Source organism: Mesorhizobium sp. YL-MeA3-2017 (assembly GCF_030814575.1).
GTDB lineage: Bacteria > Pseudomonadota > Alphaproteobacteria > Rhizobiales > Rhizobiaceae > Mesorhizobium > Mesorhizobium terrae.
The window spans coordinates 155312-168282 of the sequence record NZ_JAUSVH010000003.1 but is presented as its reverse complement, the minus strand read 5'-3'; the positions used below and the strand labels follow the sequence as shown (position 1 = coordinate 168282).

The window sequence follows — 12971 nt, the reverse complement described above, 5'->3', positions numbered from 1 at the left end:
CCGTCGGGGCGGTCGATTTCTGCGCTTTGCCCGGGTTTTGCTAGTGCATCAATGTCGGCGTCGACAACATTGGCTTTGCCACCCAGACCGTCCCGTAGCTGCGCGAGAGCATGAACGTGCTTCTTGAAATCTACCTTGTGGGCGTCGAAGCCGATGCTCCCCGCGAGTCACTCAAAATCTGAGCTATTTCCCCGGACGCTCTAGTTCTTTCAAAATGGACCGCACTGCTTCTATGTCGCGGCGATCCATCTTCTTTTCATAGGTCTTCTCAACCCACTCGACACTGGTTTCTAGGTATCGAAGCGTGGCGCGGTACTGCGGGATCGTTTCGGGCTTGAAAAACCATTTGAAGCTCTCCCACGCTGCCACAGACACTTTGACCAATTCCTGGATGGTCGCCGTCAAAAGCTCGGGCACATAGAAAGGCCCCATGTGTGCGTCAGCTCCAGGTGTCGGTCGGAGCATCGTGAAACCGGCAAATGTTGGGTGCGCAGCGATCGATGAGAGGAGCTTGTAGTGCTCCATGCGCTTTTTTTCGGTGAAGCCGTCACGATCGTCCAGCGCTTGCCGGATTTTGGCTTGGCCAAACTCTTTCGTCCGCTCCTGCTCTGACACTAACTTCCAGCGCTGGATCAAAGCGTCATCAGTGCTGAAGTAATCCAGGAGAAATGCGGTCTCCAAGATGTCCCGGATTTGGAGACCGGCGGCCTGATAGTAGCCGCCGAGGATGAGCTTGAGGGCAGCTCCCTGGGCATTGAAAATCCGGGCACCCAGAAGCTTTATGATGAGTTGGTTCTCATCCTTCTCGGCATAGTCCATGCGGTAGAACTGCAGGAGGTCCATGATCATCTCGATCATGCCGACATGCTGCAGAAGGTCTTCGTGTCCCTCGATGAAATCGATGGACTTACCTCGCGCGACTTCCTCGCCAGAGTGCAGGAAGCCAAGATTTTCAGGAATCTTATTGCCTGCCATCGGCGGCCACCACGTCCGTGACCTCGCCACGGCTGCCGACCAGCGCGATCTCAATGCCTGCCAGCGCACACCGCGGTGCCATCCTGGTCGCAAGTCTTAAAGTGCTTTCCGTATAGGGGATAACCGCGACCTGCCGACCGGGACTTTCGCTCGCCATCAGTAGACCAACAGTCTCGCATAGGCCTTTGTAAAGCCGAGACACCTGGCCGGCGTGCCGAGTATTTATGATGCCGCCCGTGCACTCGGCCGTGACGATGTGGTTGCCGACCTCGGCTACAACATCGCCTTTTCCAGAACTGGGATGGATGGTGATCCTCCATCCGTTCTTGTGCCAATACTCGCCGCCGTACGTCGTCGTACCGGTAGACGTTGCCTTATCGAAGCCGCGCCGGGCCAACCAGCCGGTGAAATCAAACCTCTTGCCGTGCTCCCCATCAGGATGAATGCGGACGTGTTTGGCTTCCGTTGTGCGCAGGAGGTGCATGGCATAGGCCACCATCACGGCACCCTCGTGCATCTTGTGCTCGATGCCGTCGGCGACCTTGCCGGCTCTCTTTTCGGGAGCGGCAACTTGTTCGACCAGGTCGTCAAAATCCATCAGATCCCGAGAGCATGCTGCTCGAACCTGTCGGCGAACTGTTCGGCATAGTTCCGGAAGGTCTTGATTTTTACCAGCGTCAACGCGTAGTCGGCATCGTTCACCCTGAGGACGGTGGCACCATGGGCTATACTATTGCGGACATGGTTGAGCTGGTTTAGTCGACTGCGAACGGTGGTGTTGGGGCAGTTCCGCCAACTGAGACCGTCGAATACGTCGCTTACGCCGATCTTCAGAAAGAGAGTCTTGATATTATCGGCACTAGGGTTTCCCCATCCCTTCATCTGCTTCCAGTACGCAGCCCAGACGGCGTCGGTGTTCAACGTCGGTAGCGCCTGTATGGCGCATATCTTAAAGACGTCTTGAACGTAAGCCTGCAGCAGAGCGCTCATCATAACGACGCAACTCCGGTTTATCGAAGCTCCCTCACGCGATCCGTCCTCGACCTTCTTGGGGGCGCCGCGAGCACCACCGTGTAAAACATGGCGAACGTTGATTAGCTCGTCGACGTAAGTAAGGTTTAGATCGACCATATTCCCCCTCGCCCAGCGCGGTTCAGTTGTATCGAGCTAAACGGTGCTGTCCAAGAGTGTCTTCACCGAGGCCTTTGACACATAGTTCAACGACAAGCCGCTACGCATACATTCAAAAGAAGGAGCGCCGCCACTTCACCAACGAAGTCGAGCTGGAGCAGCCCCTCCCCTGATTATGCCGGAATTTGATCGCGCCACGAGCGGCAGCTTCCTGGAAGCTGTTATAGATTGTGGAATGTCCGCAATGAGGGTCGGAAGCGGTCGCTCCATCTCATACCAGCGCTATCGTTTCATCTGAAATTCCTGCCCTTCACGGCTATCTGACGGATGTGGCCGTATCCGTCCGTCAAATTGCGGCTTTGGAACGATCTTGGCGGCAGGCCGCGCGGATCGGGCGACGGCGATCCATGATGGAATTCGTCGCCGCGACCATGCGGCAACGGAAAGGCGGCGTCGCGACTGCCGACGCTCGCGAGCTCGGCCGACAGGTCGGTGATCTTCTGCGCGACCAGATGCACGACGGCACCCTCGCGCTGGATACGGCCGCGCACGCCGAGCATACCTGCCGACAGCAGCGTGCGGCGATTGGCATCGAACACCTTCGGCCAGACGACAAGGTTGGCGATGCCCGTCTCATCCTCGAGCGTCACAAACAGGACGCCTTTCGCACTACCCGGCCGCTGGCGGACAAGCACGATGCCGGCGGCTTCCAGCCAGCGGCCGTCACGGGCGTCCATGGCCTCGGCGCAAGAGACGATGCGACGGCGGCGCAGGTCCTCGCGCAGGAACGAAACCGGATGCGATCGAAGCGACAGCCCGACATGGCCGTAATCCTCCACCACCTCGCTACCGGCCGTCATCGGGCGCAGCGAGACGGCCGGCTCGGCGATCTCCGGCACGATTGCTTCCTCGCGCGCCGTCGCGGCCGCGAACAGTGGCAGCGGGGCGTCACGCAGGCCGCGTATGGCCCAGAGCGCTTCGCGCCGTGCCAGGCCGAAAGCCGGCCGGAAGGCGTCGGCCTCGGCGAGCTGGACGAGCGCTGCCTGCGGTACGCCGGCGCGGCGCCAGAGATCGTCGACCGACGCGAAGGGCAGATCGGCGCGCGCGCCGACGATCGATGCAGCATGCTGATTGGCAAGGCCCTTGACCATGCGAAAGCCCAGGCGAACGGCGAAGCGGTCTTCGTCGTCGGGGGGTTCGAGCGTACAATCCCATCGGGAGGCGTTGGCGCAGACGGGCCGTATCTCGACGCCGTGATCGCGGGCGTCGCGGACGATCTGGGCGGGCGCGTAGAAACCCATCGGCTGGGAGTTGAGAAGTGCTGCGGCGAATGCGTCGGGGTGCCAACATTTGAGCCAGGCGGAAGCGTAGGCGATCAAGGCAAAGGAGGCTGCGTGGCTTTCCGGAAATCCGTAGCTGCCGAACCCCTCCAACTGCCGGAAGGTGGCTTCCGCGAAATCGCGCTCGTAGCCGTTGGCGACCATGCCGTCGATAAGCTTGGCCTTGAAGGCGCTGACGCCGCCGCTGTGTTTAAACGTGGCCATCGACTTGCGCAGCATGTCCGCTTCTCCGGGCGTGAAGCCCGCGCAGCTGATCGCGACCTGCATGGCCTGCTCCTGGAATAAGGGCACCCCCAGCGTTTTGCCCAACACCCTTTCGAGTTCCGGCTTGGGATAGTGGACCGGTTCCAACCCTTCGCGGCGGCGCAGATACGGGTGCACCATGTCTCCCTGGATAGGGCCGGGCCGCACGATCGCGACCTGTACGACGAGGTCGTAGTAGGTTCGAGGTTTGAGGCGCGGCAGCATCGACATCTGCGCTCGACTTTCGATCTGGAATGTGCCGAGCGTGTCCGCCTTTCGGATCATCGCGTAGGTGCGCGGGTCCTCCGGCGGGATCGTCGCAAGGTCGAGATTGGCGCCCTTGTGCTCGGCCAGAAGGTCGAGGCCCTTCTTCATGCAGGTCAACATCCCCAATGCCAAAATGTCGACCTTCATGAAGCGCAGCGCGTCGATATCGTCCTTGTCCCATTCCACCACCTGGCGGTTTTCCATCGCCGCCGGCTCGATCGGCACGAGGTCATCCAGCCGGTCGTGGGTGAGGACGAAGCCGCCCGGATGCTGGCTGAGATGCCGGGGCGCGCCCATGAGCTGCCGGGCAAGGTCGAGGGTCAGGCGCAAGCGCCGGTCGGCCGTGTTGAGATTGAGCTGCTCGACCTGGCCTTTCGACACGCCCTCTTCCGACCAGCCCCAGACCTGGCCGGAGAGTGTCGAGATCAAATCCTCTGGCAACCCAAGCGCTTTGCCGACATCCCGTAGCGCCCCCTTGGTGCGGTAACGGATGACGGTCGAACAGAGTGCTGCGCGGTCGCGGCCGTAAGTGTCGAACACCCACTGCATGACGATCTCGCGCCGCTCATGCTCGAAATCCACGTCGATGTCCGGCGGCTCGCGCCGTTCTTCCGAAATGAACCGCTCGAACAAGAGATCGTTTCGTCCGGGGTCGATGCTGGTGATGCCGAGCACGTAGCAGACCGCCGAATTGGCGGCCGAGCCGCGCCCCTGGCAGAGAATGTCGCGCGAGCGGGCGAAGCGCACGATGGAATTGACCGTCAGGAAGTATGGCGCGTAGTCGAGCTTGGCGATCAGCGCCAGCTCGTGCTTGAGCGAGGCGACGACATTGTCCGGCACACCCTCCGGGTAACGCCGCTCAGCACCTTCCCAGGTCAGTTTTTCAAGCGTCTGCTGCGGGGTGAGCGAGGGATCGTCGCGCTCCTCCGGATATTGGTAGCGTAGCTCGTCCATGGAGAAGGCGCAGCGCCGCACGATCTCCAGCGCGCGGGCGAGCGCTTCGGGATAGCGCGCGAACAGGCGGTGCATCTCGGCCGGCGGTTTCAGATAGCGATCGGCATGGCGCTCGCGCCGCTCGCCGAGGTCGTCGATGGTGACGCCATGGTGGATACAGGTCACCACGTCCTGCAGGACGCGCTGGCTGGGCTCGTGGAAAAGGATGTCGTTGGTGATGACGGTCGCCACGCGCATGTGCGCCGCGAGGTTGGACAATTCGTGGAGTCGGAGCTGGTCGTTCGGCCGACGCCGCAACGTCAGCGCCATGTAGGCACGGTCACCGAAGGCGTCGCGCAGCCGGCGCAGATGGAATCCGCAATCCTCGTCCGCCATGTCGGGTACGAGCACGGCGATCAGGCCTTCGCCATAGGCGACGAGATCGGCCCAGCGCAGATCGCACTTTGCCTTTCCGGCGCGCTGCTTTCCGAGTGATAGTAGACGGCAAAGCCGAGAATAGGCCGGGCGATCGGTGGGATAGACGAGGATCGGCGGCGCATCGGCGAGATCGAGCCGGCATCCGACGACAAGCCGTACGCCGGTCGCCTTCGCGGCTTCATGGGCACGCACGATGCCGGCGAGCGAATTGCGGTCGACCACGGCCAGCGCCTCGATGCCGAGTTCGGCTGCGCGCGCGAACAGCTCCTCGCAGGAGGACGCGCCACGCAGGAAGCTGAAATGCGTGGTGACCTGAAGCTCGGCGTAGCGGGGCTCGCTCATCCGAACACCCCATGCAGAAACCAGAGATGCGAACCGGTCTCAGGGTCCTCGCCATTGCCGGCGCGGTAAATCCAGTAGCGTTCGCCGGCCTGGTCCTCGACCCGGAAATAATCGCGGATGGCGGCAAGCTCGGCATCGCGCTTCCACCACTCCGCATGGACGCGCTCGGGACCGTCCGCCCGCTTCACGCGGCGGCGCACGCCCCGCCAGGTGAAGCTCGCCGGCGGATGATCCGGCAAGAGGGCGATCGCCTCGATGCGCTCCGGATGGGCAAATAGACGCGCCGGCCGCGGCCAATGGCTTGGCCAGGCCGTGCCGGTGTCGGGCGACAGCGCCGGGATACGGCAGACCGATCGCTCGGGCACGTCGCTGGCGACAGGGGCCACCCGGTAGATCGCCCGCTCGCCGACGCGGTTGGCCAGCGTGTCCACGAGGTCGGAGATATCCGGTATTGCGATCTCTATGAGGTCGCTCGCCATCTGCCGGCGTTGCAACGGCTCGGCTGTGGTGGCGGCCAGCGCCATGAGCTCGATGCCGAAGCCCGGATCGATCTTCTCAATCTGGTCGCACAGAAGACGGGACAGGCGCCGGGCATCGCGCACCGGCTGCGCCATACCGACGCGGACGGCTTCGACGCGTGCGTCGACGCGATGGCAGAGAAGATCGAGACGGCGCGCGCCGAGACCCTTTGCCTCCAGCGCGGCGCAGAGCTGGTCGGTGAGCTTGCCGATGTAACGGGCGATCGTCTCGGCAGCGCCGATGGGTTCCGCGAAAGCCCGCCGCACCTCGATCAGGTCGGGCGGTCGGATCGGCTCGATCGGTTCGGCCACGTCGCCAAGCGCCTGATTGAGCCGGCGCGCGAACTCGGGGCCGAAGCGCAGCGTCAATGGCGCGCGCGGCTGGGCCAGAAGATCACGCACGCGTTCGAAGCCGAGAACCCGGAGATCGGCCGCCATTCCAGGCGGCAGGCGCAGAGCCGCGAGCGGCAGGGGATCGAGCACGACAGCACCATGTCCCGGCGGCGCGATGATAGAGGGCTCGGCGGCGAACCGGGCGAGCGCATGGGCCGCGCCCCAGGTGTCCGCCACCGCGGCGCGTGCGGTGACGCCCGACATGGCGAGCCGGCCGATCAGGGTTTCGATCATGGTCGCTTCGCCGTCATGGAGATGGTCGGCGCCGGTCGAGTCGATCACGATGCCATCCGGCGGATCGGCCGCGACGATCGGCGAGATGCGCTGGAGCACCCACAATGCCAGCCGTTCCAGCGCCTCGGCATCCGCGACCGGATCGGCATCCACTGTGATCAGGCCGGGGATCAGGATCTGGGCCTCGGTCGCGGGCATGCCGGGGCGCAGCCCGACCGCTCGGGCGACGGCGTCCGCTGCCGTGACCACCCGCCTGTTGCCGTCCCGGCCGATCATCACGAGCGGCGCCTCAGCCGGAGGCGCCGCGTCGCCAGCCATCCGCCGCAGCCGATCCGTGGACCAGTCCGGCAGGAAGAGCGAGACGACCCGTCTCATCGCAAGCCTCCAACTCGATATCAGCACTATCCACGCCGCCCTTGGCGTGGATCAACTCAACAAGCCATCTGTGGCGGCCGACGCCCGGAACCGGCAGCACCTCGGACGGAAGGACGGAGACGCGCCAACGCGTCATGGCGGCGGTCGGCGCGCCGAAGTCGGACGCATCGCTGTGCCGGCGCCAGCGGCGCAGCGCGATGCCGATCGATCCGGTGCCTTCGGCCGCAAGCTGAAGCCGGCGCGAGGCGGTCATCGGCAATCGGGCGACCTCGCCGACGACAGCGCCGAGCCCGCCATGGCGAAGGCCTTCCTCCATGCAGGCCAGAATGGCCTTGTCGTCGCCGGCCTCGACATAGACGACGCGATCCGGCGCAAGGCCGGCATGCGCCAGCGCCGGAGCGAACAGGTCCGGCTTGGCGATGCACCAGAGGGTCTTTCCGGTCGTGCGCCCGGCGATCCCGGCCGCGAACAGCGCTGCCGCCGCGCCGTCGATCGCGCCGTTGCCGCCGCCGGCGACTTCATGCAGCGCCCCGCGTGCCAGTCCGCCCCCCGGAAGCCGCGAATCGATTTCGCGAATTCCGAACGGAAGCACCGATTTGGCGCGCCTGGACCGTCCTTCGAGGCGGGCAATCCGCTCTCGAAGTTCGACAATCGCTGAAGAATGGGGCGCCGAGGCACGCATCTATCCCTTGAAAGCTGTTCTGTCCGTGATATGTTCTATGTTTGTTCTCATCCTGACAAAGAGTCAACGGACTCGTTGGATCGGGATGGATGCCGCAGCGGAACCGCGGCGTCGTGCGCGTCGAGAGAAACGGCCGGAACCGTCCGGTCTTGTAATTTTGCGTCCGATTCCAATCTCAATAAGAGACAGAAAACGAGAACGGGTATGGCGGCTTTTCAGGTCAGGATCGCGTATCTCACGCCGCTGAAGCGATCGCGGCACTATTTCCATCAGCTCGTACTGGCAGACGACCGGCAGGCTGCGCTAGCGGAAGGCCGCGCGCTGCTCAGGAAAAGGTCGCCAGAGGCGCGCATCGTTCACGCGGCCGCCAATCTGCGTCCCGACAGCAAGGACGCTGAAGCTGTGATCCGGGCGGGATGGCGATATCGCGACGGCTGGTGGTCCCGGCCGATCCGCGCCGGCGACGATCTGGCGGCGATCGCCCTTCATGGTTTCGCCGACAGCAAGGCGATCAATGCGCGCAGCACCGCCGGCTGCGTCGAGATCGACTGTCACGCCGGGCGCATGGCCGCATGACGGCCGAATACCGGGACAGCGCTATCGCCACATCCCGCGCATCTTCGTCTTGAGATCTATCCGGACCTCGGGCTGCGGTGCCCTGCCGGGCGCGGCCGATGGCGGCGGCCAGGAAATCTGTTCGAAGCGGTCGAGGATGTGGTCTGGAATAAACCGCGTGCGCGATGCGTAGACATGCCGGTCTCCCCATGCCGACTGCCCGCTGACATAGAAGCGCTGCGGGGTGACCAGATGCAGCGAATCCTTTGCCCGCGTCATGGCGACATAGAGCAGCCGGCGTTCCTCTTCGAGATCGTCGCGCTCGCCGACCGCCAGGTCGATCGGAATACAGCCGTCGACGGTGTTGAGCAGGAACACCTTCGTCCACTCCTGGCCCTTGGCAGAATGGATCGTGGACAGGATGAGATAGTCCTCGTCGAGGTGCGGCGGGCCTGCATCTCCGCTCGTGGCGTCAGGCGGGTCCAGCGTCAGGTCGGTCAAAAAGCGCTCGCGCGAGGGATAGCCGGCCGCAATCTGTTCGAGTTGGAGAAGGTCTGCGCGGCGCGCGGCGGCGTCCTCGTGGACACGCTCGAGGTGCGGCTCGTACCACAGCCGCACACGTTCGAGATCCGCCGGCCAGGTCGACCGTGTGCGCAGCGCCGAGAACAGGTCGACGAAGGGGGGCCAATCCTCGTCCGCCCTTGCCGGCACCTTGAAGAACTGAAGCCCGAGGACCGGATCGAGCGCGCGCTCCATCGCCTCGATCGCAGCACCCGCGGCGGATGGGCCGATGCCGGGCAAGAGCTGAAGCACGCGAAAGCCGGCCACGCGATCACGCGGGTTTTCCGCGAAGCGCAGAAGCGCCAGCACGTCTTTCACATGCGCGGAATCGAGAAATTTCAACCCGCCGAATTTGACGAACGGGATGTTGCGGCGCGTCAGCTCGACTTCCAGAGGGCCGGAATGATGCGAGGCGCGGAAGAGAACCGCCTGCGCCCGGAGCCTCGTCCCGCTCTCCCGCTCCTCCAGCACCTTGTCGCACACATAGTTCGCCTGTTCCGCGTCGTCGCGCACGGTCACCAGCAACGGCTTTTCCGCGGAACGCCGCTCGGTCCAGAGGTTCTTGATGAAGCGGTCGGCCGCCTCGCCGATGACCGCGTTCGCCGCGTCCAGCACGGTGTTCGTGGACCGGTAGTTGCGGTCAAGCGTGACGATACGGGCAGGCTCCGGAAACAGCCCTGGAAAATCCAGGATATTGCGAACCTCGGCGGCGCGGAAGGAATAGATCGACTGCGCGTCGTCGCCGACGACAGTCAGCCCCCGGCCGTCAGGCTTGAGCGCCGTCAGGATGGTCGCCTGCAGCCGGTTGGTGTCCTGGTATTCGTCGACAAGGATGTGGTCGAAGCGCGAGCGGAGCTGTTCCACGATTGCCGGCTCCGCGCACATCTGCGCCCACCACAACAGAAGGTCATCGTAGTCGAGGACGTTCTGCGCCTGCTTGGCTTCGACATAGGCGCCGAACAGGGTTTTCAGCTCCTCGGCCCAGCCTATGCACCAAGGGAAGGATTTGGCGAGCACGGCTTCCAGTTCGGCCTGCGCGTTGACCGCCCGCGAGTAGATCGCAAGGCAGGTGCCTTTGGCGGGAAATCTGCTCTCGGTCTTGGACAGGCCGAGTTCGTGCCGTACCAGGTTCATCAGGTCGGCCGAATCTTCCCGGTCGTGGATCGTAAAGGCCGGGTCGAGACCGATTTCGAGCGCATGATCGCGCAGCAGCCGGGCTCCGATCGCATGGAACGTGCCTGCCCAGGTGAGTCCCTCGGTCATGATCGACGCCTTGTCGCCGAGCACCATGGCTGCGATGCGCTCGACACGGCGCGTCATCTCCGCCGCGGCCCGGCGCGAAAAAGTCATGAGAAGGATTCGTCGAGGATCGGCACCGTTCACGATCAGGTGCGCGACCCTGTGCGCCAAGGTATTGGTCTTGCCCGACCCGGCTCCTGCGATAATCAGCAGGGGCTCCGCGGCCGAGCCTTCGCCGTGGACCACCGCCGATCGTTGCTCGGTGTTGAGGCCGGCAAGGTAGTCGTCTGGCGCCGCGGCGGCCACGGTCGAATCAAGGACAGCGAGGTTCATTGCGCGAATGAATCGTGTTTCCGTTTCGTTCGCAACAAGGATCGGCCCGGTCATCCTGCCGCGATGTCCCGCCCAAGGGAAAGCCTCCTGACATTTGCGGTAGGGGACAGCTGCAATAATATTCCCCAGCCCCGGCGGGGCCGGTGATTTGGAATACCACCGGCTCCCGCCCATCTTCTCGAGAAGGTCAATGCAGCGACGATGAAGACGCCATGATAGAAGACACGGACCACCGCATCGGCGTCAGCGGAGCCCTGGGACAGGACGGCCCGTCTCCCCTGCATCGCCGCGTCTTGCACGTGGACATGGACGCCTTCTACGCGTCGGTCGAACAGCGGGACAATCCGGAGCTGCGCGGAAAGCCGGTCGCGGTCGGTGGCTCGGCCGCCCGCGGCGTCGTTGCGGCCGCAAGCTATGAGGCACGCGCCTTCGGAGTGCGATCGGCACTGCCCTCAGCAACCGCGAAGCGCCTCTGTCCGGAACTGATCTTCGTCAAGCCGAGGTTCGACGTCTACCGGGCGGTGTCGGCGCAGATCCGCGAGATCTTTGCCGAGCATACCGATTTGATCGAGCCGCTATCGCTGGACGAGGCGTATCTCGACGTTACGATCAACAAGCAGAACATCGCCGTCGCGACGGAGATCGCTACCATCATTCGCGCGCGCATCAAGGAAGTGACCGGCCTCAACGCATCGGCTGGCATTTCGTACTGCAAGTTCCTGGCGAAACTGGCCAGCGATCTCAATAAGCCCAACGGCCAGGCCGTGATAACGCCGAAGATGGGGCCGGACTTCGTGGCGAGCCTGCCCGTCAAGAAGTTCCATGGCGTAGGTCCGGCGACGGCGGCCAAGATGGAGCGTCTGGGGATCGCGACCGGCGTGGATCTCCGTGACAAGCCGCTGTCATTCCTTCAGGAGCATTTTGGGAAGTCGGGCACGTGGTACTACAGGATTGCCCGCGGCATCGATGATCGTCCGGTCGAACCGAACCGGCCGCGCAAGTCGGTCGGGGCGGAAGACACGTTCCCGACCGACATATTCGACATTGGGACGGCGCGAACCGAACTCTCGACGCTTGCCTCAAAGGTCTGGGGCTATTGCGAAGCCAAGGGGATTCGCGGCCGGACGGTGACGCTGAAGGTCAAGTACGCTGATTTCCACCAGATCACACGCAGCCGGACTGCGAGTGGTCTCATCGCGAGCGTCATCGACCTGGAGGGAGTGGCGGCCGCCCTGATGGCGCCGCTCTTCCCCACCGAAAAAGGCATCAGATTGATCGGTGTGACGCTGTCGTCGCTTGATGGGAACGGCAGCGACGACGATCGGCAGCTTCTGCTATTTGCAGATTAACGCTCTAGGCGAGACGGGCGACGCAGGTAACCCGGCTATCCAAAGCTCTCAAAATTTGATCTGGAGCAGCCCGGCTATTTGATCCCAAGCTTACGCTTCAGTTCGGCATTCTGCTTAAGGAGCCGCTCTTCCAGCTGCTTCATCAAGTCTTTGTTTTCTTTCTCAAGGGCGGCCAAACGCTCCAGATCGAAGTCGCCACCCTTCGTCGCGGGCTGTGAAGCCCTGAGCCACTGATAATACGTCTGTTCCGATATTTCCGCCTTGCCCACGGCGACTTTCACGCTGTCGCCGCTGCCGATCGCCTTCTTGATCTGTCCAACTTTTTGTGCGCGCTCTTTCTCGGAATAGGTCTTGCGCTTGGCGCGGGCCGGAGCAGGCGGAGCCTCCGCCGCCTTGAGTGCAGGCTTTGTGGCTTCCTTTGTAACCCGCGGTTTGGAGGTCGCCTTCGCCTTTTTTGGCCGTGGAGCCTTTTTCTTCGGTTCCGGGGCCTCTACCGCTGCAGGAGCCTCAGTAACGGCCTCGACGGTTTCAGCTTCCGGCAGATCGGGCATAGTGTGCTCCACTTCCTGGTCATCGTTGCCCGCAACATCAATCGGCGCAGCGCTGGAGTCAATCAGGGGCGCGGAAGTCGGGGTATCCCCTTCTAGACCGCGCATTGTTTCAGTATCGACCGCAGCAATACTCAGATTGCCCTAGATCGATTGCTTCTTCGTTGGAGCGCGCCTGTGCTTCATCTCCACAATGAAGGGACGCGTTTGTCGTCTCATGACTTCTTCCTGAATCGATACGATTTGCGCGGTCTGCGTATAGGCCCAATGTGCGTCTTGCCGCCAGAGCCGAGCCGGGCCCGTCCCCAGATCTCAACCAAAGGAGCGTCAGCGGACTATGTTGCAATGCACAATGCGCATCGCTGCCATGCGAAATCAGCGCTGGAGCGACGGCTTCGACCGGCTAGATTTACATCTATCGATTTCGTCGGGATCTACCTCCTCCCAGAGACTGACGGATACGGTCGACTTTCACCTCCTCCCGATCGTCGACCATCTATATGACGCCCGCCGCA

The 12971-nt window shown here is 63.2% G+C and carries 10 protein-coding genes; 2 read left to right on the top strand and 8 right to left on the bottom strand.

All coding sequences use genetic code 11. The annotated features are described in order from the left end of the window. Window positions 1-183: 183 nt before the first annotated feature. From QFZ88_RS28280 to QFZ88_RS28255, 6 genes are all read right to left on the bottom strand, one after another. Window positions 184-975, bottom strand: a complete 792-nt coding sequence (locus QFZ88_RS28280) for a hypothetical protein (RefSeq protein ID WP_065996777.1) — start codon at window positions 973-975, stop codon at window positions 184-186. Then, window positions 962-1573, bottom strand: coding sequence for a hypothetical protein (locus tag QFZ88_RS28275; protein ID WP_065996778.1), 612 nt, complete (start codon window positions 1571-1573; stop codon window positions 962-964). Before QFZ88_RS28275 ends, QFZ88_RS28280 begins: the two co-directional genes overlap by 14 nt. After that, window positions 1573-2106, bottom strand: a complete 534-nt coding sequence (locus tag QFZ88_RS28270) for a HEPN domain-containing protein (RefSeq protein ID WP_065996779.1) — start codon at window positions 2104-2106, stop codon at window positions 1573-1575. The genes QFZ88_RS28275 and QFZ88_RS28270 overlap by 1 nt, the downstream gene beginning before the upstream one ends. 290 nt (window positions 2107-2396) lie before the next feature. Further along, entirely contained in the window at window positions 2397-5669 is a 3273-nt protein-coding gene (locus QFZ88_RS28265; RefSeq protein WP_065996780.1) for an error-prone DNA polymerase, read from the bottom strand. After that, complete coding sequence (locus QFZ88_RS28260) at window positions 5666-7189, bottom strand: DUF6504 family protein (RefSeq protein WP_065996781.1); 1524 nt, start codon at window positions 7187-7189, stop codon at window positions 5666-5668. The genes QFZ88_RS28265 and QFZ88_RS28260 overlap by 4 nt, the downstream gene beginning before the upstream one ends. Continuing rightward, window positions 7104-7871 (bottom strand): ImuA family protein, encoded by a 768-nt coding sequence (locus tag QFZ88_RS28255; RefSeq protein ID WP_065996782.1) that lies wholly within the window; start codon window positions 7869-7871, stop codon window positions 7104-7106. The genes QFZ88_RS28260 and QFZ88_RS28255 overlap by 86 nt, the downstream gene beginning before the upstream one ends. 204 nt (window positions 7872-8075) lie before the next feature. Here QFZ88_RS28255 and QFZ88_RS28250 point away from each other — a divergent pair, with 204 nt between their 5' ends. Next, window positions 8076-8447: a hypothetical protein gene (locus QFZ88_RS28250; protein WP_065996783.1), complete on the top strand. Its 372-nt coding sequence runs from the start codon at window positions 8076-8078 to the stop codon at window positions 8445-8447. Between the two features lie 21 nt (window positions 8448-8468). Here the strand turns inward: QFZ88_RS28250 and QFZ88_RS28245 are convergent, their stop codons facing one another. Beyond that, window positions 8469-10559, bottom strand: a complete 2091-nt coding sequence (locus QFZ88_RS28245; RefSeq protein ID WP_065996965.1) for an ATP-dependent helicase — start codon at window positions 10557-10559, stop codon at window positions 8469-8471. Window positions 10560-10771: 212 nt separating this feature from the next. On the opposite strand from QFZ88_RS28245, the gene dinB reads away from it, so the two are divergent. Further along, window positions 10772-11908: a DNA polymerase IV gene (dinB, locus tag QFZ88_RS28240; RefSeq protein WP_083237625.1), complete on the top strand. Its 1137-nt coding sequence runs from the start codon at window positions 10772-10774 to the stop codon at window positions 11906-11908. A gap of 74 nt (window positions 11909-11982) precedes the next feature. Here the strand turns inward: dinB and QFZ88_RS28235 are convergent, their stop codons facing one another. Then, window positions 11983-12459 (bottom strand): transposase, encoded by a 477-nt coding sequence (locus QFZ88_RS28235; protein WP_065996784.1) that lies wholly within the window; start codon window positions 12457-12459, stop codon window positions 11983-11985. Between the last annotated feature and the right edge of the window lie 512 nt (window positions 12460-12971).